Below are 19602 nucleotides of genomic sequence, written 5' to 3'. Positions count from 1 at the left end.
GCGCGCGCATCTCGTCTACAGTCGTGCCCGCGCGCCGGATGGCCGGCGGATCAGAGGGCGGGAACATGAACAAGAGGCGAATGGTGCTCGGGTTGGCAGCGGCGGCGGTGGCATGGCTGGCGTCCGGCAGCGCGATCGCGGGTCACGTCGACGTGGCGGTCGGCATCGGCGTGCCGGTCGCGCCGGTCTACGTCGAGCCGCAACCGGTCTACGTGGCGCCGCCGCCGGCCGTCGTCGCGTATCCGGGCTATGGTTATGGCTACGACGACGGCTATGACGACGACCGCTACCGCCGGTGGCGCAGGCACGAGTACAAGCACTGGCGCAAGCATCACGACGACGAAGACGACTGATCGATGCGCCGCCCGGCCGGCGTCTCGCCGGTCAGGGCGACGCGCTTCGCGAGTGTGCGTTGCTGCGCGGCCCTGGCGCCGCCGCATGCCGGCGCGATTGCCATGCGCGCCGTCTGGTTGAGTCATTCATCGACGGCGCCGTCTGAAACACGCGACATCAGGTGTGACCGGCCGGTTTGCCCTGCGCGAGCGCCTCGTCGCGCAGCGCGCGGCGCAGGATCTTGCCGACGTTGGTTTGCGGCAGCGCGTCGCGGAACTCGACGAGCTTCGGCACTTTATAGCCGGTCAGGTTCTTCCGGCAATGGGCGATCACGTCATCGGCGGTGAGCGCCGGGTCGCGGCGCACGACGAACACCTTGATCCGTTCGCCATGCACTTCGTCAGGCACGCCGATCGCCGCCGCCTCGCTGATGCCCGGGTGCATCACCAGCACTTCCTCGATCTCGTTCGGATACACGTTGAAGCCGGACACGAGGATCATGTCCTTCTTCCGGTCGATGAGGCGCGTGAAGCCGCGCTCGTCCATCACGCCGATGTCGCCGGTCGCGAGCCAGCCGTCGGCGTCGATCACCTTTGCGGTCTCGTCCGGACGCTGCCAGTAGCCGTGCATCACCTGCGGGCCGCGCACGCAGAGCTCGCCGGGCTCGCCGATGCCGGCCCAGGTGCCGTCCTCGCGCCGGAAGCGCACGGTCGTCGATGGCGCGGGCAGGCCGATCGAGCCGCTGAACGCGGCCATGTCATCCAGGTTCACCGGATTCATCGTGACGATCGGCGAGCATTCCGTCAGGCCGTAGCCTTCGACGATCGGCCGCCCCGTGACTTGCTGGAAGCGCTCGGCGACCGCGCGCTGCATCGCCATGCCGCCCGCCATCGCGAGCTTGAGCTTCGAGAAATCGCGTTGCCGGAATGCTTCGTTGTCGAGGAACGCGTTGTACAGCGTGTTGATGCCGGTGATGCCCGTGAACGTCTCGTGACGAATGATCTTCATCATCATCTTCGTGTCGCGCGGATTCGCGATCAGGATGTTGCGGCCGCCGAGCCCGAGGAAGATCAGCGCGTTCACCGTCAGCGAATAGATGTGATAAAGCGGCAGCGGCGTGAGCACCGTCTCGGCCTCGCCCGTCATCTGCCCGGCGGTCCAGGCTTTCGCCTGCAGCAGGTTCGCGATCAGGTTGCCGTGCGTGAGCATCGCGCCCTTGGCGACGCCCGTCGTGCCGCCCGTGTATTGCAGGAACGCGATGTCGTCGCGGGTGCGCGGCACGGGCCGTGGCTTGCCGCGCGCGCCGGCGGCGAGCGCCGCGCGCAGGCGCACGGCCTGCGGCAGACGGTACGGCGGCACCAGTTTCTTGACGTGCTTCAGCACGAAATTGACGAGCCGCCCCTTCGCGTTGAAGCCGTCGGCGAGCAGGTCGCCGAGCGCCGTGACGATCACGTGCTTCACCGGTGTGTCGGGCAGCGCGTCCTGCAACGTGTGCGCGAAGTTCTCGAACACGACGATCGTCTGCGCGCCGCTGTCCTTGAGCTGATGCGCGAGTTCACGGGCGGTATAGAGCGGATTGACATTGACGACGATCGCGCCCGCCTTCAGCGTGCCGAACAGCGTGACCGGATACTGGAAGGTGTTCGGCAGCATGATCGCCACGCGGTCGCCCGGCTTCACGCCGATTGTCTGCAGGTACGACGCGAATGCCTCGACCTTCTGCGCCAGCGCGCGATAGGTGAGCGACGCGCCGGCGCTGACGAACGCGACGCGATCGGCGTACTTCGCCGTGCATTCGTCGAAATACTGGACCAGCGATTCGTACTGCGTGACGTCGATCTCGCGCGGCACGCCGGGGGGATACGATGCGTACCAGATGCCGTCGGTGTTCGGTGGCATCTGGGCTGCTTCTGGTGCTGCGGGAGCCGGCATGGCTTGTCTCCTGAATGGTGGGTGAGGCAGCGCGCGGGCGGCGCTCGCGGCGGCACCCGTGCGAGCGTCATGCCGCGTGACGCGGCGTCGCGTCGGCGACGGGACGCCCGGCCGGCGCGTCACTCGCGTCCGCGTCATCGAGCACGGCCGAGAATATCGCGAGCTCCGCACTGTCGGGCATCGGCGCCTTCAGCGCCGCGACGATCAGCGACGACAGCCGCGCGATCATCTGCACGTCGTCCATCGTGCGGCCTTGCGAGAAATCGTCGATGAGGCTGTCGGTTTCGGCGCCCGCGAGCGCGCCCGACAGCGCGCCGATCGCAAAGTGCAGCCGCCATCCCAGTTCCGCGCGCGGCAGGTTCGGCAGCGCGCGCTGGAAAGCGTCGAAGAAGCGCCCGGCCACGCTCGCATAGTGTGCGGCGAGGAAGTTGCGCACGAACGACGACGGATCGGTGTACGCACGGCCGATCAGCCGCAGGAACGCGCGGCCGCCGCGCCCGGGGTCGCGTGACGCCTTCAGCGCGGGAATGAACATGGCGCCGAGCACGTGCTCGCACGTGACGTGCGTGCCGAGCTGCGCGTCGAAGCGGTCGAGGATGCGCAGCCGTTCCTGGTTGAGCTGGTCGAGCCGACGCGACAGCATCGCGTGAATCAGCGCTTCCTTGCTGCCGAAATGATAGTTGACGGCGGCGAGATTCACCGCTGCGCGCGACGTGATTTGCCGCATCGACATCGCCTCGAAACCATGCTCGACGAACAGATCCTCGGCCGCATCGAGGATGCGCGCCTTCGTGCCGCTGCCTTGCCGGCTGTGGCCTGCCTGACCCACTGCCATGTTCCGCCTCCCATGCCGGTCGCCCGGCTGCGAACCACCCTTGCGATTATGTAATTCAAACAACTGTTTTGATTAAGATAAAAAGCCTGGGGTGGTGCCGGCAAGCGCTGATTCTCGACCGAATCCTCTACGCTCGTGTGCGCATGCAGCACGCGCGCCGCGCGGCCGCGCCAGCCGGGGCCGCGCGGCGTGATGCAGCGCGCAAGAGCGCGCGCTCGGGCCGCGGCCGTACGTGTATTGACGGATTGCGTCATGGCGATGCCGCGCCGTTCGCGCCTGAACAGGATCGGCACGGCGATCACGATCCGGAATAATCCCGATGAAATTCACGATCCCGATCGGGTGGCGGGCGCGGCGGGCGCGCAGGCCAATGCGTTAGAATTTCCGCCCGTATCCGCTCTGTCATGCGCTGGCGCGTGCATGCGCGCCGCAGAATCTGGAATTCCGATGCCGGCCGATCCCACCGCAACGCTTCCGCGCTTCGAAACTGCCCGCCTGTGGCTGCGTCCGCGTGTGCTGGCGGATCTCGATGCGTGCGTCGCGATGGACCGCGATCCCGATGTCACGCGGTACATCGCGGGCCCGTGGCACGATCCGGTCGAGCATCGCCGCTTCGTCGCACACCGCATCAAGCGCGACTATCCGCCGGGGCTCGGCTACTGGTCGATTTTCGAGAAGGGGGCGCCCGGCACGTTCATCGGCTGGGTGCTGCTGATCCCTGACTTCGCGGGCGGGGCGCGCGACGTCGAGATCGGCTGGCGGCTCGTGCGCACGGCATGGGGGCGCGGCATCGCGAGCGAGGCCGCCGCCGTCCTCGTGCGCCACGCGTTCGATACCGTGCGGTTGCCGCGGCTCGTTGCCGACATCGCGGCGGCGAACGCGAATTCGCTGAACGTCGCGCGCAAGCTCGGGATGCGCCGGGTCGGTGTCGTCCAGGATCGCGTGCCGTACGTCCGCCATCGGCTCGAGCGCGCCGACCTGAGCGCCTGATCGCGGGCATCGCGCAGGCCGGCGATCGTCGACGCGGCACGGACCGCGATGCCATGGCCTTAACGGCACGTCCGAACCGGAGTATCGTTGGCGAAATTCGTTGCACAGGAAACGACCACATGACACTCGGTCACGACGTTCATCTCATTCCCGTCAAGCTCGACGCGCTGCGCCCGACCCAGATGACGGTCGGTTATCGCGAGGTCAAGGCCAAGCGCAAGCACTGGAAGTCGCTCGACAAGGCGGCGCGCAAGGCCGCGATCGCATCGCACTGGTTTCCCGCCGTGCTCGGGCCGGGCGGGCACCACTACATCGTCGACCATCATCATCTGGGGCTCGCGCTGATCGAGGAGGAGGTGAGCGACGTCAAGGCGATGCTCCTCAAGGATCTGTCGTGGCTCGACGAGACGATTTTCTGGCGGATGATGGAGCATAACCAGTGGGTGCATCCGTTCGGTCCCGACGGCGCGCGCCACGATTACGTGCATCTGCCCAAGGTGCTGACCGGCCTGCTGGACGATCCGTATCGCAGCCTCGCGGGCGAGCTGCGCACGGCGGGCGGCTATGCGAAGGATGCGACGCCGTTCAGCGAATTCCTGTGGGCCGATTTCCTGCGCCCGCGCGTCGCGCTCGACATGATCGACAAGCATTTCGAGCAGGCGCTCGACGTCGCACTGAGCCACGCGCACGAGCAGGACGCGCGTTACCTGCCCGGCTGGTCGGGCCTCATTGCGCCCAAACCCTGACGTGAGTCCCGCACCAATCGAACGCATGCCGATGCCTTTGAACCCCACGGACGCCGATCCGCAGCGTCCCGAGCACTTCGCAGCACTCAACGAGCCACCGTTGCCGCGCATGCGGCGCGTCGGGCGCGATGCGCTTGCCGGCGTGTCGATCGCGGGCCTGTTGATCCCGGAAGCCGTCGCGTATGCGGGGCTCGCGAATCTGCCGCCGCAGGCCGGCCTCATCGCGCTGCTGTCGGGTCTCGTCGTGTACGCGCTGACGGGCAGCAGCCGGTTCGCGATCGTATCGTCGACCTCGTCGTCCGCCGCGGTGCTTGCCGCGACGGTGTTCGCGGAGTCGGGCCTGGGGCTCGCCGAGCAACTCGCGCTCGCGGCCGCACTCGTCGCGATGACGGGCGTGCTGTTCATCCTGGCGGGCGTCGCACGGCTTGGCGGCATGTCGAACTTCATCGCGCGGCCGGTGTTGCGCGGCTTCACGTTCGGGCTCGCGCTCACGATCGTCATCAAGCAACTGCCGAAGATCCTCGAGATCCACGTGCAGTACAGCGACGCGCCGCGCCTGGCGTACGAGATCGTGCACGGTTTCTCGCACGGCAATCCGGCCAGCCTCGCGCTCGGCGCCGGTTCGCTCGCGTTGCTGTTCGTGCTCGGGCGCGGGTCGCGCGTGCCGGCCACGCTGATCCTGATCGTGCTGTCGATCGCGGCCGGCTATGTGGTCGACTGGCAGCACTACGGGATAGCGGTGGTCGGACGCATCGATTTCCAGCACGTCGAATTCGGCATTCCGCTGCTCGACCGGAGCGGGTGGATGCAGACTGCCGAACTCGCGTTCGCGCTGATGCTGATCCTCTATGCGGAGTCGTACGGCTCGATCCGCAATTTCGCGCTGAAGCATGGCGACACCGTGTCGACGAATCGCGACCTGGTCGCGCTCGGCTGCGCGAATCTCGTGTCGGGGCTGTTTCACGGGATGCCGGTCGGCGCCGGCTACTCGGCGACCTCGGCGAACGAGGCGGCCGGCGCGCAGAGCCGCTTTGCCGGGCTGTGGGCGGCGGGCGTGATCGCGATCATCGTCTGGCTGCTGCTGCCGCAACTGTCGCTCACGCCGGAGCCGGTGCTTGCGGCGATCGTGATCTTCGCGGTCAGCCATTCGCTGCATCCGTCGGTATTCAGGCCGTACTGGACTTGGCACCGCGATCGCCTCGTCGTGATCGCCGCACTGCTCGCCGTGCTCATCTTCGGCGTGCTGCACGGTCTGCTGGCGGCGATCGGCGTGAGCCTGCTCGTGACGCTGCGCAAGCTGTCGGAGCCGAACGTGAGCGTGCTCGGCCGCTTGCGCGACAGCCACGACTTCGTCGACGTCTCGATTCATCCGGACGCGAAGGCGATTCCCGGCGTCCTGATCGCGCGGCCCGAGGCGCAGCTTTTCTTTGGGAATGTGGAGCGCATGCTGGGGCAGGTCCGGCTGTTGCTGAAGGCGGCGCCCGGCACGCAGACGGTGATGCTGAGCCTCGAGGAGACGCCGGACGTCGACGGCACGACGATCGAGTCGCTGCGCTCGTTCGCCGCCGAATGCGTAGCGCATGGGCAGCGGTTCGTGCTGGTGCGGCTCAAGCTGCACACGTTGCGGGCGCTGCATCGCGCGGCGGATGACATGCTGCGCGCGGATTCGATGTACGAACTGAGCGTCGACGAAAGTCTGCAGCAATTGATGGCGGCGCGCGCGTCGTGACGGGCGGCGTGGCAGCGGAGGGGGCGGGATTGGCGGTCGCAGTCGATCCCGCGTCGCCGGCATCGGTGATGCCGGGATCCATGTGATGACGGACGTCGGTTGAAAAACAAAAAAGCCCGCGGATGCAGGCTTTTTCAAATGAAAAAAGGCCGGCATAAAGCCGACCTTTTTAAAACAGATGGTGCCCAGGAGAGGACTCGAACCTCCACGATGTTGCCACCGCTAGGACCTGAACCTAGTGCGTCTACCAATTCCGCCACCTGGGCACGTTTCGCTTGACTGCTTACTGCCTGCGAAAGAATGAAATTATAAATGAGTCAGCGGGTATGTCAACGCTATTTGGGGCCGCGAGCGAAAAATATTTCCGGCGCGTGAAAGCGTGTCGCCGTGCGTTCCGATGTGTGCGGTATCGAGGCGGGGGAGGAGGGTGTGCAGATCGTGCTCGGCCGGTGGAAGGTGACGATACGCGCCATGCTTCGCCGGGCCGGCGTTCCTGGACTGGAAATGAAAAAAGGCCGGCATAAAGTCGACCTTTTTAAAACAGATGGTGCCCAGGAGAGGACTCGAACCTCCACGGTGTTGCCACCGCTAGGACCTGAACCTAGTGCGTCTACCAATTCCGCCACCTGGGCACGTTTTTCGTCGAGTTGCTTACTGCTGCATCGCGAAAGACCGTAATTATATACGATCTTCAGAATGTGTCAATAGGTTTCGGGCGCTTCTCCGAAAAAATATCGAAATCCACCGATGCGTGCGCTGCGCTCGTCAGTGGGCGGACCGGTATTCGTGCAGGAGAGTGTGGTCGAGCTGCTTGTCGAGGCTCTGTGGTGCGAACTGCGCGCGAACGTGCCGTTTGCGTTGATCTGCGTGATGCGGATTGCGGTATTCGGCGGTGCGGCGAGTGTCGGGCGAGGTGATGGGGTGGCGCGCCATGGATTCGCGTGCGGCCTTTCGAGGCATCGCGCAAAGCGAGCAAGCGCTTTCGCTTTGCTTCCTTGGGCCGGAAATGAAAAAAGGCCGGCATAAAGCCGACCTTTTTAAAACAGATGGTGCCCAGGAGAGGACTCGAACCTCCACGGTGTTGCCACCGCTAGGACCTGAACCTAGTGCGTCTACCAATTCCGCCACCTGGGCACGTTTCGCTTGACTGCTTACTGCGCTGCGAAAGACCGCCATTATAGAGCACTCTCGAAGGGCGTCAACACTTTTTTTGAATTCGTCTGTTTCGTGAGTGCCCGCGTGTCGGGCGGGGGTCGCAACACGCAACACTGCTTGGGCCGCGGCGGCGGGTGTTAGAATGGCCCGCGAGCCGCCCCGATCGGGCACACCGCTCGCCAACGCAACGAGAACAACCATCGACAAGCCCTTGAGCAAATATCCGTACCCCATTCCGAGCCGCGAAGAGATTCTCGGCGTGCTGCGTACGAGTGACGCGCCTCTCGCCGCGAACGACATTGCCGAGGCGCTAACGATCAAGCGTCAGGAGCGCGAGGGGTTCTTCCGGCGTGTCGCCGCGATGGAGCGCGACGGCCAGATCCGGCTCGACAAGCGCGGCCATTATCAATTGACGCATCCGTCCAATTTCGTCGCCGGGCGCGTGCAGGGCCATCGCGACGGCTACGGCTTCCTGATCCGCGACGACGGCCAGGACGACCTGTTCCTGCCGAACGGCGAGATGCAGAAGGTGATGCACAACGACCGCGTGCTCGCGCGCATCGTCGGCTACGACCGCCGCGGCCGGCCGGAAGGCCATGTCGTCGAGGTCACCGAGCGCGCGAACAAGCGCGTGATCGGCCGCTTGCTCAACGAGAACGGCGCGCTGATCGTCGCGCCCGAAGACAAGCGCATCGGCCACGACATCCTGATTACCCAGAACGCGAAGAAGGCGAAGGTCGGGCAGGTGGTGGTGGTCGAGCTGACCGATTTCCCGAGCCGCCATTCGCAGCCGCTCGGCCGCGTGCTCGAAGTGCTCGGCGACATCGACGATCCGGGCATGGAGATCGAGATCGCGGTGCGCAAGTACGGCGTGCCGCACGAGTTCAACAAGGCCGCGCTCGACGGCGCGGCCGCGTTGCCGGACAAGGTGCGGCCCGCCGACCTGCGTTTCCGCGTCGACCTGCGCGACGTGCCGCTCGTGACGATCGACGGCGAGGACGCGCGCGACTTCGACGATGCCGTGTATTGCGAGCCGGTGAAGGTCGGCCGCGGCGACGGCTTCCGGCTGATCGTCGCGATCGCCGACGTGTCGCACTACGTGCAGCCCGGCAGCGGGCTCGACGCCGATGCGGTCGAGCGCAGCACGTCGGTCTATTTCCCGCGCCGCGTGATCCCGATGCTGCCGGAGAAGCTGTCGAACGGGCTGTGTTCGCTCAATCCGCAGGTCGACCGCTGCGTGCTCGCGTGCGATATCGTCATCACCGCGCGCGGCGACATCAAGGCCTATCAGTTCTATCCGGCGGTGATCCACTCGGCCGCGCGTCTCACGTATACCGAAGTCGCGGCCGTGCTGTCGAACACGAAGGGGCCGGAGGCGACGCGCCGCGCGGAGCTGCTGCCGCACCTGCAGAACCTGTACGGCGTGTACAAGGCGCTGTTCGCCGCACGCCAGAAGCGCGGCGCGATCGATTTCGACACGACCGAGACGTACATCGTCTGCAACGCGCAGGGCAAGATCGAGCAGATCCTGCCGCGCCAGCGTAACGACGCGCACCGGCTGATCGAGGAATGCATGCTGGCCGCGAACGTCTGCGCGGCCGACTTCCTGAAGCGCAACAAGCATCCGGGGCTGTACCGCGTGCACGCGGGGCCGACCGCGGAGAAGCTCGAGAACCTGCGCGCATTCCTGCGCGGCATGGGCCTCACGCTCGGCGGCGGCGACACGCCGCACGCGAGCGACTACGCGGCGCTGATGGCGCACATCCGCGACCGGCCCGATGCGCAGATGCTGCAGCCGATGCTGCTGCGCTCGATGCAGCAGGCAGTCTACAGCCCGGACAACATCGGCCACTTCGGCCTGGCGTACGAGGCATACGCGCACTTCACGAGCCCGATCCGCCGTTATCCGGACTTGCTCACGCACCGCGCGATCTACGCGATCCTGTCGGGCAAGAAGTACATGCCGAAGGCGCCGGACGGCATCGCGCTGAACACGGCGATTTCGCCGCGTGCCCGCGCGATGCAGCAGGCCGACGACGAGGCGCGCTCGCGCAAGCCGTCGAACACGGCGATCTGGGAGGAGCTGGGCCTGCATTGCTCGGCGAACGAGCGCCGCGCCGACGAGGCGTCGCGCGACGTCGAGGCCTGGCTGAAGTGCTACTTCATGCGCGACAAGCTCGGCGAGGAATACGGCGGGATGGTGAACGGCGTCACGTCGTTCGGCATCTTCGTGCAGCTCGACACGCTGTTCATCGAAGGGCTTGTGCACGTCACCGAACTGGGCTCGGATTATTTTCAGTACGACGAAATCAAGAACGAGTTGCGCGGCGAGCGCACGGGTATCCGCTATCGCCTGTCGGACCGTGTGCGCGTGCAGGTGAGCCGCGTCGATCTCGATGCGCGCAAGATCGATTTCCGGCTGGTGCGCGAGACGCCGGTGAAGGCGCCGCGCGTGGCGGCACCGGCTGCTGCGCCCGGCGCCGAGCGCGGCGGCCCGCGCGTGCGCGCGCTGCCGCCGGCGGAGGAGCCGGCGCGCCGCAACCGGGCGGCGAGCGCGCCGAGCGCCGCCGTCAAGGATGCGCGTGGGGCGCGCGTCGCCGCGAAGAAGAAAGGCGCGGCACCGGCCAAGCCGACGGCCAAGAAGGTTCGCGCGCGCAAGAAGTACTGACCGTTCCGGGCGGCGCCTGCGCGGCGCCCGGCGGTATCGAGACGCCGCGTTGCCGGTCACGGGCCGGGAACGCGGCGCTTTACATTTCCATGGATTGCGGCCGTGCGTTGCGCGGTCGCGCGTTTGATCGAAGGTTGTTCCAGTCATGTCACGTCTGAAGGTTCTTTACGGTTTTCATGCGGTGACCGCACGCTTGCGGCACGATGCGTCGACGGTCGCGGAGGTGCTGTACGACCAGACCCGCCGCGATCGCCGCATGCAGGATTTCCTGCACGCCGCGAAGGAAGCGGGTGTGCGGCTGATCGCGGCCGACGAGACGCGCCTCTGGGGGCTCGCGCATACCGAGCGTCACCAGGGCGTCGTCGCGCGCGTCGAGGACATTCCGCTCGCGCAGAACCTGTCGGAGCTGCTCGACGGCATCCACGGGCCGGCGCTGCTGCTCGTGCTCGACGGCGTCACCGACCCGCATAACCTCGGCGCCTGCCTGCGCGTGGCGGACGCCGCCGGCGCGCACGCGGTGATCGCGCCGCGCGACCGCGCGGTCGGCCTGAATGCGACGGCGGCCAAGGTGGCGAGCGGCGCGGCCGACACCGTGCCGTACATCACGGTGACGAACCTGGCCCGGGCGCTGCGCGAGCTGAAGGAGGCGGGCGTGTGGATCATCGGCACGTCTGACGACGCATCGGCGAGCGTCTACGAGACGAAGCTCGATGGTCCGGTCGCGCTCGTGATGGGCGCCGAAGGCGAAGGGATGCGGCGCCTCACGCGCGATACCTGCGACGAGGTGATGAACATCCCGATGGCCGGCAGCGTCGAGAGCCTGAACGTGTCGGTTGCAAGCGGCGTGTGCCTGTACGAAGCCGTGCGGCAGCGCCGGGTGAAGGCGGCCTGACGGAGCGGCAATCGTGCGCGCGCGCCTTCGCCTCGCCGCGTCCCTTGCGACGATCGCCGTGCTTGCGGCGTGCGCGGCGCCGGGGCTGACCGATCGCGGGACGTACTACGCCGATACGCGTCATCCGGCGAAGGGCGTCGATTCGCGCGTGCGGTTTCTCGTGATGCACTACACGCAGATCGGCGAGCCTGGCGCGCTGCAAGTGCTGACGGGCGATACGGTCAGCTCGCACTACCTCGTGCCCGAGCATCCGCACGTGGAGCGCGGCGTGCCGGTCGTCTACCAGCTGGTGCCCGAATCGGAGCGCGCATGGCATGCCGGCGCGAGCGCGTGGCAGGGCGCGACCGAGCTCAACGCGGCGTCGATCGGCATCGAGAACGTCAACCTCGGCCCGGTCGACACGCCGCAGGGCCGCACCTGGCAGCCGTACCCGCGCGAGCAGGTCGATGCGTTGATCCGGCTGTCGAAGGACATCGTCGCGCGCTACGGCATCCCGCCGACGCGCGTCGTCGCGCACAGCGACATCGCGTCGCAACGCAAGCTCGACCCGGGCCCGCTGTTTCCGTGGCACGCGCTCGCCGACGCAGGCGTCGGCGCGTGGCCGGACGGCGCGATGGTCGCCGCGCGCCTCGCGGGCCGCGCGCCGAATGCGCCCGCCGACGTGCGCGGATTGCAGTGGAAGCTCGCGCGCTACGGCTACGACGTGCCGGTCGACGGTGTGCTCGACGCGCGCACGCGGCGCGTGTTCGCGGCGTTCCAGATGCACTTCCGGCCGTCGGACTACGCCGGTAATCCGGATGCCGAAACAGATGCGATCGCGCAGGCGCTGCTCGACAAGTATTTCCCCGGCGCGGCGCCGCCGGCCGACGCGTCGGGCGCCGCCGCGCCGTAGTCCGGGCCGCTGGCGGTAATCCGGTAAACTTGTGGTTTTTGCACTCTGACAGCTTCAGATCCCCCATGACTCAAGACGAACTCAAACGCCTCGTCGGCCAGGCCGCGGCCGATTACGTGATCCAGCACGTGCCGGAAGGCTCGGTGATCGGCGTCGGCACCGGCTCGACCGCCAACTGCTTCATCGACGCGCTCGCGGCCGTCAAGTCGCGCTATCGCGGCGCGGTGTCCAGTTCGATCGCGACGACCGAGCGCCTTCGCGCGCACGGCATCCAGGTCTTCGATCTGAACGAGGTCGAATCGCTGCAGGTGTACGTGGACGGCGCCGACGAGATCGACGGCAGCGGCGCGATGATCAAGGGCGGCGGCGGTGCGCTGACGCGCGAGAAGATCGTCGCGTCGGTCGCGCAGACGTTCGTCTGCATCGCCGACGCGAGCAAGCGCGTGCCGGTGCTCGGCGCGTTTCCGCTGCCGATCGAGGTCGTGCCGATGGCGCGCACGGCGATCGGCCGCCGCGTGACCGCGCTCGGCGGCGTGCCGGTGCTGCGCGTGACCCAGGACGGCGCGCCGTACATCACCGACAACGGCAACGAGATCATCGACGTGAAGGGGCTGCAGATCACCGATCCGCGCGCGCTCGAAGCGCAGATCAACGGCTGGCCGGGCGTCGTGACGGTCGGCCTGTTCGCCGTGCGCGGCGCAGACCTGTGCCTGCTCGGCACGGCTGACGGCGTCGAGACGATCGTTTATCCGCCGCGCGGTTGAGCCGGACGGCGTGTGGCGCGTGTTGTGCGCCATGTGCCCGAATCTTGCGGAAGTCGTGGCCCGGTGAGCGCAGAGCGCTTCCCGGGCTTTTTTTGAGACCTTATAAAGCAGCTGAATCAAAAGAGGGATAACCCTGTCAGGTGTTTACCAGATAGCGAAATAGCCCCGAAACTCATCAACTTATAGATCATAAGAACAAAGTCGTGACAGGGCCGGCGGAACTGCGGAGCAGTTTTTCGCAAATAGACGTACGGGGAGGTGTCATGGAGCAGGGAAAAGACCGGTCACTGGTCGCCAAAGTGATGGATGGGCTTGTCGCGGGCATTGTCGAGGACAAGTACGGCGGCATCCTGCCGCCACAGGACGTGCTGTCGAAGGATTTCGACGTGAGCCGCACGGTGATGCGCGAAGCATTGTCGATGTTGCTCGCGCGCGACATGCTCGACGTGCGCCCGAAAGTCGGGACGCGCGTGCGTCCGATGCGCGACTGGCGCATGATCGACGAGGACGTGGTGAGCTGGCGGTTTCGGGCCAAGCCCGATCCGCAGTTCATGCGCGACGTGATCGAATTCCGCATGCTGATCGAGCCGCGCGCGACCGCGCAGGCAGCCGTGCGCGCGAGCGCGGTGGAGATTGCCGGCATTCGCGAGGCATTCGACGCGTTCAAGGTGCTGCAGCCGGGTGACGCCGGCTACGATGCCGCGGACGAGTTGCTGCACACGCGCATCGTTCACGCGAGCGGCAATCAGTTCTTCCAGCAAATGGCCGCGATCGTTCGCGGCGCGGTGCGGCTCGTGAATCCGCGCCTCGCGCAGAAGGAAGGCGCGCACGAGGTGGCGCTCAAGGCGCATGCGCGTGTGGTCGAGGCGATCGAGCGCCGCGATCCGCGCGAGGCCGAGGCGGCTTCGCTCGCGCTGATCGACTATAGCGCCGACGAAATCTCGCGCGATTTCTCCGTCGACGTGCCGATGCGCGCCTGAGCCGTGCGGTTCGCTCGTCCGGCGCGCGCCGGCCGTCGATCCTGACGGCCGGCCGCCGGCGTGTCGCGTTTCGCTCAGTGTCGAGCGGGCGGGGCGCTACCCTGGACGGGCGATCTCGATTCCGGCCGGTCCGGCAGGCTTCGGCGCCGCCGGCACGGACGGCTTTGCGCCCGGCCCGCGCCGGGCGTCCTCAGTGGCGCGCGGGCAGCGCGAGCCGCTTCTCGTACCAGCGCTGCACCCATTCGAGGATCTGGCACAGCACCCAGTACACCGCGGCGGCGGCGAGATACAGCGGCAGCGGCTGGTAGGTGGCCGCGATCATTTCCTGCGCGCTGCGCAGCAGTTCCGTCACGGTGATCACGGAGACGAGCGACGTGTCCTTGATCAGGCTGATGAGGCTGTTCGACAGGCTCGGCACCGCGATGCGCAGCGCCTGCGGCCCGATCACGTAGCGCAGCGTCTGCCCCCACGACAGCCCGAGGCTGTACGCCGCGAGCCACTGGCCGCGATGAATGCCGTTGATCGCGCCGCGCATGCTCTCGGACATGTAGGCCGCGACGTTCGCCGACAGCGCGATGACGCCCGCCGGGGTCGGGTCGAGCGAGATGCCGAGGCTTGGCAGACCGTAATAGATGACGAAGATCTGCACCAGCAGCGGCGTGCCGCGCATCACGCTGACGTAGGCGCGTGCGATCGCCGCGAGCGCGTTGACGCAGAAGCGCTTGAACCCGACGAGCCCGTCGCTCTGCCGGATGCCCATCGTCGCCAGCACGACGGCGCCGGCGAGACCGAACACCATCGACAGCACGGCGAACTTGACGGTGAGCACGGCGCCCTGGGCGAGAACCGGCAGCGACTGGACGAGCAGGGTGGTGGTGGACATGTAATGGATGAATACGCGAAAGCGCAATCATAAACCGCGGAAACAAAAGAAAGGGCGGCATCGTTGCGGATGCCGCCCTCGTCCCGCCGGGCGTGGCGGGAAATGTCGGGGTGCTTACTTGAGCGGCTTCGTCACGTCGATGCCGAACCACTTGTCCGAGATCTTCGCGAAGGTGCCGTCGGCCTCGAGCTGCGTCATCGCGTCGTCGATCGCCTTCGCGAACTTCGGGTTGCCCTTCCTGAACGGAATGCCCGACGGGTTGCCCGCGCCGACGCTTGCGCCGGTGCGCAACGGCAGCTGCGAACTCTTCAGCAGGTACGCGAGCATCAGGCGGTCGTTGAGCGCCGCGTCGAGACGGCCGGCCGCGAGGTCGCGCAGGTATTCGGGCGCACCCGGGTAGGTCTTCACGTCGATGCCCGGCACCGACTTCGCCATGTCCATGTAATTGGTACCGAGGCCGACGCCGAGCTTCTTGCCCTTCAGGTCTTCCAGCGACTTGAACTGGCGCGCGTCGTCCTTGCGCTGGATCAGCTGCGCGGCCGAATACGTGTACGCCGGCGAGAAGTCGAGCACGTCCTTGCGCTTGTCCGTGATGCCGACCTGGTTGACGATCACGTCGAACTTGCCGGCCTGCAGGCCCGCGATGATGCCGCTCCATTCGGTCGTGACGAACTCGGGCTTCACGCCCAGCTTCGCCGCGACCGCCTTCGCGATGTCGACGTCGAAGCCGACCAGCTCGCCTTGCGGATTCTTCGAATTGAACGGCGGGAACGTGCCTTCGAGACCGACCCGCAGCGTGCCGCGTTGCTTCACTTCGTCGAGGAGGTCGGCTGCGTGCGCGGTCGCGGCCGCAAACGACGCACCGATCAGCCCGGAAACCATCAGTTTCTTCAGCAGCATCATTTTCATCGTGTGGATTCCTTGCCCGCTTTCGGGTCAATGCACTGGGGGCGACGATAGCAAAAAGGCAATTGATATGGAAATATCGTTTGCCTGTTTCTATATTACGACGTCCGCTCGCGGGCGATCGCCTTCACGCATTCGGAGACGAGCGCGGGGCCGCGGTAGATGAAGCCCGTGTAGAGCTGGACGAGCGACGCGCCCGCCGCGAGTTTCGCGCGGGCGTCCTCGCCCGAGAAGATCCCGCCGACGCCGATGATCGGCACCGTGTCGCCGACTTCGGCGTGCAGCTTGCGGATCACCTGGTTCGACGCCTCGAACACCGGGCGCCCCGACAGGCCGCCGGCCTCGTCCGCGTGCGGCAGGCCCTGCACGGCCGCGCGCGACAGCGTCGTGTTGGTCGCGATCACCGCTTCGATCTTGTGGCGCAGCAGCGTGTCGGCGATCTCCTTGATCTGCTCGTCGTCGAGGTCCGGCGCGATCTTCAGCGCGAGCGGCACGAGCTTGCCGTGCAGGTCGGCGAGGCGCTGCTGCTTGTCCTTGAGCGCCGCGAGCAGCGCGTCGAGCTCGCCCGCCCCCTGGAGCTGGCGCAGGTTCTTCGTGTTCGGCGACGAGATGTTGATCGTCACGTAGCTCGCGAACGGGTAGACGCGTTCGAGGCAGTACAGGTAGTCGTCGGCGGCGCGCTCGATCGGCGTGTCGGCGTTCTTGCCGATGTTCAGGCCGATGATGCCGCGGTAGCGGGCTGCCTGGACGTTCTTCACGAACTGGTCCACGCCGCTGTTGTTGAAGCCCATCCGGTTGATCAGCGCGTCGGCCTGCGGCAGCCGGAACATGCGCGGGCGCGGGTTGCCGGGCTGCGCGCGCGGCGTGACCGTGCCGACCTCGATGAAGCCGAAGCCGAGCGCCGCGAGGCCGTCGATCGCCGCGCCGTCCTTGTCGAGACCGGCCGCAAGGCCGACCGGGTTGCGGAACGTGAGGCCCATCACGGTGCGCGGGGCGTCGGGCACGCGGGCCGACAGCGCGCACGCGAGGCCGGTGCGGCCGGCGGCGCCGAGCGCGCGCAGCGTGAGGTGGTGGGCATCTTCCGCATCCATCTTGAACAGGGATGCGCGGGCGAGCGGATAGAGGGAACTGAACACGGCGAAAGGGCGGGCAGCCAGAAAATTGGTAACCCGTCATTTTACCGGGAGTTGTACGGCCGGGGCTCGCTTTCCCGGGTGCGGGCAGGCCGGCGTGCACCGGACGGCGGCGCGGCCGGGCACCGCGAAACCGATGTCGCGAGACTGGGCGAAGCGGCGGATACAGCCGGTGGCGTGGCGGATTTTGGCTGGCTGCGGCGGCCGGCGACGGCTCAGTCGGCGCCGGAATGGCCGCCCGGAAGCGGCGCGCGCGCGAACGCGGCGTCGACGGGCGGCAGGTCGATGCGCGCCGGATCGAGCACGTTCCAGCGGCCGTCGACCAGCCCCTCGAGCGGATGGAAATTCGCCTTGTAGGCCATCTTGGGGCTTTCGCGGATCCAGTAGCCGAGGTAGACGTACGGCAGGCCGAGGCTTCTGGCCTGTTCGATCTGCCAGAGAATGTTGTACGTGCCGTAGCTCGCGTGCGGCTCGTCCGGCTCGAAGAACGTGTAGACCGACGACAGCCCGTCGCCGAGGATGTCGATCATGCTGACCATGCGCAGCGTGCCGGGCCCGCCGCCGGTCGCGTCGAGGTCGCGGAATTCGACGAGGCGCGAGTTGATCCGGCTTTGCAGCAGGAACTGCTCGTACTGGTCGCGGCTGTCGCGATCCATGCCGCCGCCCGCGTGGCGCGCGGCCTGATAGCGCATGTAGAGCGCGTAATGCTCCTCGTCGTAATGCAGCGGCGACACGATCGCGACGAGCGCGCGGTGCCGCTTCCACATGCGTCGCTGGGTGCGGCTCGGCACGAACGCGGCGACCGGCACGCGCACCGGCACGCACGCGCGGCAGCCGTCGCAATACGGGCGGTAGGTGAACACGCCCGAGCGGCGGAAGCCGGCCTTCACGAGCTCGGTGTAGATGTCGGAATTGATCAGGTGGCTCGGCGTGGCGACCTGCGAGCGCGCGATGCGCCCGTCCAGATAGCTGCAGGGGTAGGGGGCCGTCGCATAGAATTGCAGCGCCGATAGCGGTGAAAGCGGCAGCTCAGTCGGATGAGTCATGGGCAGCTCTCGATGCAGGGGTGAAGTACCGCGCTAGCGCACGATGCCGTGCGAGGCAGCGGGTTCGCTGCAGCCCGTCAGCCCGACGAGCACGCGCTTGTCGAACTGCCACGGAATCGGCTGCTCGGCCACTGCGCGGCGCACGTGAGCGACGAATGCGTTGCGTGCGATCTCGCGGCCGCCGAGCGACGCCAGATGCGACGTATTCTGCTGGCAGTCTATCATTTCCAGCCCGTGCTCGCGAAGGTGCGCGACGAGTGCGGCAAGGGCGATTTTCGATGCGTCGGTGACGTTCGCGAACATCGATTCGCCGAAGAACATCCGGCCGAGCGCGACGCCGTAAAGCCCGCCGACGCGCTGCCCGTCGTGCCAGGTCTCGATGCTGTGCGCGCTGCCGGCGCGATACAGCGACGAATACGCGTCGATGATCTCCGCGGTGATCCAGGTGCCGCGCTGGCCGCGGCGCGGCGCTTGCGCGCACGCGCGCATCACGCCGGCGAAATCGTGATCGACGCGCACTTCCCAGCCCGGCTCGCGCAGCACGCGCCTGAGCGTTTTCTTCAGCGACGGCGACACCTTGAACTCGCGCGGCGCGAGGATCATGCGCGGGTCCGGGCTCCACCACAGCACCGGCTGGCCGTCGGAATACCACGGGAAGATGCCGCGCCGGTAGGCGTCGACGAGGCGCGCCGGCAGCAGGTCGGCGCTGGCGGCAAGCAGCCCCGGCGCGCCGGTTCCCTCGCCGAGCGCGCGCTCGATGGGCGGGAACGGGTCGTCGGGGGCGAGCCAGGGAACCATGAGGGGAGGTGCTCAGCCGCTGCGCAGCGAGCGGAAGATGTCGCCGGTGTGGACGCCGTAGTCGCCGGCTTCGCGGTCGGCGAAGAAGAAGCGCAGTGTCTGGCTGACGGTCGGGAACGCGATCTCGTCCCACGGGATTTCCGCCTCGTCGAACAGGCGCACTTCGAGGCTTTCCTCGCCCGCCTCGAACGCGGGATCGGTCAGCCGCGCGAGGTAGAACAGATGGACCTGGTGCACGTGCGGCACGTTGAGCAGCGTAAACAGGCTCTGCACCTCGACGCGTGCACCCGCTTCCTCGAGCGTCTCGCGTGCGGCGGCCTCGGCGGTTGTCTCGCCCATCTCCATGAAGCCTGCAGGCAGCGTCCAGTAGCCGTAGCGCGGCTCGATCGCGCGGCGGCACAGCAGCACCTGATCGCCCCAGACGGGGACCGTGCCGACGACGTTACGCGGATTCTGGTAGTGAATCGTGCCGCAGTGATCGCAGACGAAGCGCTCGCGGTTATCGCCAGGAGGGATGCGCGCGATGACTTCGTGACCGCAGACGGAGCAGAATTTCATGTCGAGTGGAAGGGACGAGGTGATGCGAGTGTATCACCCGGGCGGGGCATTCTCGAACCGGTGGCCCCGGGCGGCATGCCGCCCGGGGCGCGGAAAAACAAAAAGCCCGGCGCGAGGGCCGGGCTTTTTGCATCGATTCGGGACGATTGGTTGCGGGGGTAGGATTTGAACCTACGACCTTCGGGTTATGAGCCCGACGAGCTGCCAGACTGCTCCACCCCGCGTCCGTCGAAGAATTGAATTATAGGGACGAACCTCGTGGCGTGCAAGCGTTTTTTATAAACGGCTCGCTGGGCCGGCGCGCGAAGCGCGTGCGCTAGAATCGTGCGGTTTGTGTCGTCACTCTGGCAGCGAGGCGCGCG

The 19602-nt window shown here is 67.0% G+C and carries 18 protein-coding genes and 4 tRNA genes; 9 read left to right on the top strand and 13 right to left on the bottom strand.

Features of this window, described 5'->3' with window-relative positions; all coding sequences use genetic code 11:
• Positions 1 to 65: 65 nt before the first annotated feature.
• Positions 66 to 353, top strand: coding sequence for a PXPV repeat protein (locus tag LIG30_RS09470; protein ID WP_038711632.1), 288 nt, complete (start codon positions 66 to 68; stop codon positions 351 to 353).
• A gap of 157 nt (positions 354 to 510) precedes the next feature.
• Here the strand turns inward: LIG30_RS09470 and LIG30_RS09465 are convergent, their stop codons facing one another.
• Positions 511 to 2265 carry an AMP-binding protein gene (locus LIG30_RS09465; protein ID WP_038711567.1) on the bottom strand — a complete coding sequence of 585 codons (1755 nt, stop codon included), beginning with the start codon at positions 2263 to 2265 and terminating at the stop codon, positions 511 to 513.
• Positions 2266 to 2332: 67 nt separating this feature from the next.
• Complete coding sequence (locus tag LIG30_RS09460) at positions 2333 to 3100, bottom strand: TetR/AcrR family transcriptional regulator (protein WP_051994942.1); 768 nt, start codon at positions 3098 to 3100, stop codon at positions 2333 to 2335.
• Between the two features lie 447 nt (positions 3101 to 3547).
• On the opposite strand from LIG30_RS09460, the gene LIG30_RS09455 reads away from it, so the two are divergent.
• The 3 genes from LIG30_RS09455 to LIG30_RS09445 all read left to right on the top strand — a co-directional run bounded on the left by LIG30_RS09455 (position 3548) and on the right by LIG30_RS09445 (position 6565).
• Positions 3548 to 4090: a GNAT family N-acetyltransferase gene (locus tag LIG30_RS09455; RefSeq protein ID WP_038711630.1), complete on the top strand. Its 543-nt coding sequence runs from the start codon at positions 3548 to 3550 to the stop codon at positions 4088 to 4090.
• Positions 4091 to 4209: 119 nt separating this feature from the next.
• Complete coding sequence (locus tag LIG30_RS09450; protein WP_038711564.1) at positions 4210 to 4836, top strand: ParB-like protein; 627 nt, start codon at positions 4210 to 4212, stop codon at positions 4834 to 4836.
• A gap of 25 nt (positions 4837 to 4861) precedes the next feature.
• Positions 4862 to 6565 carry a SulP family inorganic anion transporter gene (locus LIG30_RS09445; protein WP_038711563.1) on the top strand — a complete coding sequence of 568 codons (1704 nt, stop codon included), beginning with the start codon at positions 4862 to 4864 and terminating at the stop codon, positions 6563 to 6565.
• Positions 6566 to 6744: 179 nt separating this feature from the next.
• On the opposite strand, the gene LIG30_RS09440 is transcribed toward LIG30_RS09445, so the two are convergent.
• The 4 genes from LIG30_RS09440 to LIG30_RS09430 form a co-directional block, all read right to left on the bottom strand.
• Positions 6745 to 6831: transfer RNA gene (locus tag LIG30_RS09440), tRNA-Leu, on the bottom strand.
• Positions 6832 to 7110: 279 nt separating this feature from the next.
• Positions 7111 to 7197 (bottom strand) — tRNA-Leu (locus LIG30_RS09435).
• Between the two features lie 133 nt (positions 7198 to 7330).
• Positions 7331 to 7498, bottom strand: a complete 168-nt coding sequence (locus tag LIG30_RS26785) for a hypothetical protein (RefSeq protein ID WP_160326688.1) — start codon at positions 7496 to 7498, stop codon at positions 7331 to 7333.
• A gap of 114 nt (positions 7499 to 7612) precedes the next feature.
• Positions 7613 to 7699 (bottom strand) — tRNA-Leu (locus LIG30_RS09430).
• Between the two features lie 232 nt (positions 7700 to 7931).
• On the opposite strand from LIG30_RS09430, the gene rnr reads away from it, so the two are divergent.
• The 5 genes from rnr (at position 7932) to LIG30_RS09405 (ending at position 13916) form a co-directional block, all read left to right on the top strand.
• Complete coding sequence (gene rnr, locus LIG30_RS09425) at positions 7932 to 10388, top strand: ribonuclease R (RefSeq protein WP_038711561.1); 2457 nt, start codon at positions 7932 to 7934, stop codon at positions 10386 to 10388.
• Between the two features lie 145 nt (positions 10389 to 10533).
• The gene (gene rlmB / locus LIG30_RS09420) at positions 10534 to 11280 is read left to right on the top strand and encodes a 23S rRNA (guanosine(2251)-2'-O)-methyltransferase RlmB (RefSeq protein WP_038711560.1); all 747 of its coding nucleotides are present in this window, start codon (positions 10534 to 10536) and stop codon (positions 11278 to 11280) included.
• 13 nt (positions 11281 to 11293) lie between these two features.
• Positions 11294 to 12172, top strand: coding sequence for an N-acetylmuramoyl-L-alanine amidase (locus tag LIG30_RS09415; protein WP_038711558.1), 879 nt, complete (start codon positions 11294 to 11296; stop codon positions 12170 to 12172).
• Between the two features lie 65 nt (positions 12173 to 12237).
• Entirely contained in the window at positions 12238 to 12936 is a 699-nt protein-coding gene (rpiA, locus tag LIG30_RS09410) for a ribose-5-phosphate isomerase RpiA (protein WP_038711557.1), read from the top strand.
• A 263-nt stretch (positions 12937 to 13199) separates the two neighbouring features.
• On the top strand, positions 13200 to 13916 hold the full coding sequence (locus tag LIG30_RS09405; protein WP_038711556.1) for a FadR/GntR family transcriptional regulator: 717 nt from the start codon (positions 13200 to 13202) through the stop codon (positions 13914 to 13916).
• Positions 13917 to 14106: 190 nt separating this feature from the next.
• Here LIG30_RS09405 and LIG30_RS09400 read toward each other — a convergent pair whose 3' ends face one another.
• The 7 genes from LIG30_RS09400 to LIG30_RS09370 form a co-directional block, all read right to left on the bottom strand.
• On the bottom strand, positions 14107 to 14799 hold the full coding sequence (locus LIG30_RS09400) for an amino acid ABC transporter permease (protein ID WP_038711628.1): 693 nt from the start codon (positions 14797 to 14799) through the stop codon (positions 14107 to 14109).
• 114 nt (positions 14800 to 14913) lie between these two features.
• On the bottom strand, positions 14914 to 15708 hold the full coding sequence (locus tag LIG30_RS09395) for a cystine ABC transporter substrate-binding protein (RefSeq protein ID WP_038711554.1): 795 nt from the start codon (positions 15706 to 15708) through the stop codon (positions 14914 to 14916).
• A 95-nt stretch (positions 15709 to 15803) separates the two neighbouring features.
• Entirely contained in the window at positions 15804 to 16841 is a 1038-nt protein-coding gene (locus tag LIG30_RS09390) for a quinone-dependent dihydroorotate dehydrogenase (RefSeq protein ID WP_038711551.1), read from the bottom strand.
• Positions 16842 to 17053: 212 nt separating this feature from the next.
• The gene (locus tag LIG30_RS09385; RefSeq protein WP_038711550.1) at positions 17054 to 17884 is read right to left on the bottom strand and encodes an arginyltransferase; all 831 of its coding nucleotides are present in this window, start codon (positions 17882 to 17884) and stop codon (positions 17054 to 17056) included.
• Between the two features lie 33 nt (positions 17885 to 17917).
• Positions 17918 to 18682 (bottom strand): leucyl/phenylalanyl-tRNA--protein transferase, encoded by a 765-nt coding sequence (gene aat, locus LIG30_RS09380; RefSeq protein ID WP_038711548.1) that lies wholly within the window; start codon positions 18680 to 18682, stop codon positions 17918 to 17920.
• Between the two features lie 12 nt (positions 18683 to 18694).
• Complete coding sequence (locus tag LIG30_RS09375) at positions 18695 to 19240, bottom strand: NUDIX hydrolase (RefSeq protein WP_038711547.1); 546 nt, start codon at positions 19238 to 19240, stop codon at positions 18695 to 18697.
• 147 nt (positions 19241 to 19387) lie between these two features.
• Positions 19388 to 19464: transfer RNA gene (locus LIG30_RS09370), tRNA-Met, on the bottom strand.
• Positions 19465 to 19602 lie beyond the last annotated feature (138 nt).

Origin of the sequence: Burkholderia sp. lig30 (genome assembly GCF_000687455.2) — a bacterium.
Taxonomy (GTDB): Bacteria; Pseudomonadota; Gammaproteobacteria; order Burkholderiales; family Burkholderiaceae; genus Burkholderia.
Note: the sequence above shows the minus strand (reverse complement) of the source record. Positions and strands in the feature narration are given on the sequence as shown.

What these genes read in the sequence shown, in the direction of transcription:
- LIG30_RS09470 (WP_038711632.1), top strand. Translation starts at nt 66, where the DNA reads ATGAACAAGAGGCGAATGGTGCTCGGGTTGGCAGCGGCGGCGGTGGCA.
- LIG30_RS09465 (WP_038711567.1), bottom strand. Translation starts at nt 2,265, where the DNA reads ATGCCGGCTCCCGCAGCACCAGAAGCAGCCCAGATGCCACCGAACACC.
- LIG30_RS09460 (WP_051994942.1), bottom strand. Translation starts at nt 3,100, where the DNA reads ATGGCAGTGGGTCAGGCAGGCCACAGCCGGCAAGGCAGCGGCACGAAG.
- LIG30_RS09455 (WP_038711630.1), top strand. Translation starts at nt 3,548, where the DNA reads ATGCCGGCCGATCCCACCGCAACGCTTCCGCGCTTCGAAACTGCCCGC.
- LIG30_RS09450 (WP_038711564.1), top strand. Translation starts at nt 4,210, where the DNA reads ATGACACTCGGTCACGACGTTCATCTCATTCCCGTCAAGCTCGACGCG.
- LIG30_RS09445 (WP_038711563.1), top strand. Translation starts at nt 4,862, where the DNA reads ATGCCGATGCCTTTGAACCCCACGGACGCCGATCCGCAGCGTCCCGAG.
- LIG30_RS26785 (WP_160326688.1), bottom strand. Translation starts at nt 7,498, where the DNA reads ATGGCGCGCCACCCCATCACCTCGCCCGACACTCGCCGCACCGCCGAA.
- rlmB (WP_038711560.1), top strand. Translation starts at nt 10,534, where the DNA reads ATGTCACGTCTGAAGGTTCTTTACGGTTTTCATGCGGTGACCGCACGC.
- rpiA (WP_038711557.1), top strand. Translation starts at nt 12,238, where the DNA reads ATGACTCAAGACGAACTCAAACGCCTCGTCGGCCAGGCCGCGGCCGAT.
- LIG30_RS09405 (WP_038711556.1), top strand. Translation starts at nt 13,200, where the DNA reads ATGGAGCAGGGAAAAGACCGGTCACTGGTCGCCAAAGTGATGGATGGG.
- LIG30_RS09400 (WP_038711628.1), bottom strand. Translation starts at nt 14,799, where the DNA reads ATGTCCACCACCACCCTGCTCGTCCAGTCGCTGCCGGTTCTCGCCCAG.
- LIG30_RS09395 (WP_038711554.1), bottom strand. Translation starts at nt 15,708, where the DNA reads ATGAAAATGATGCTGCTGAAGAAACTGATGGTTTCCGGGCTGATCGGT.
- LIG30_RS09385 (WP_038711550.1), bottom strand. Translation starts at nt 17,884, where the DNA reads ATGACTCATCCGACTGAGCTGCCGCTTTCACCGCTATCGGCGCTGCAA.
- aat (WP_038711548.1), bottom strand. Translation starts at nt 18,682, where the DNA reads ATGGTTCCCTGGCTCGCCCCCGACGACCCGTTCCCGCCCATCGAGCGC.
- LIG30_RS09375 (WP_038711547.1), bottom strand. Translation starts at nt 19,240, where the DNA reads ATGAAATTCTGCTCCGTCTGCGGTCACGAAGTCATCGCGCGCATCCCT.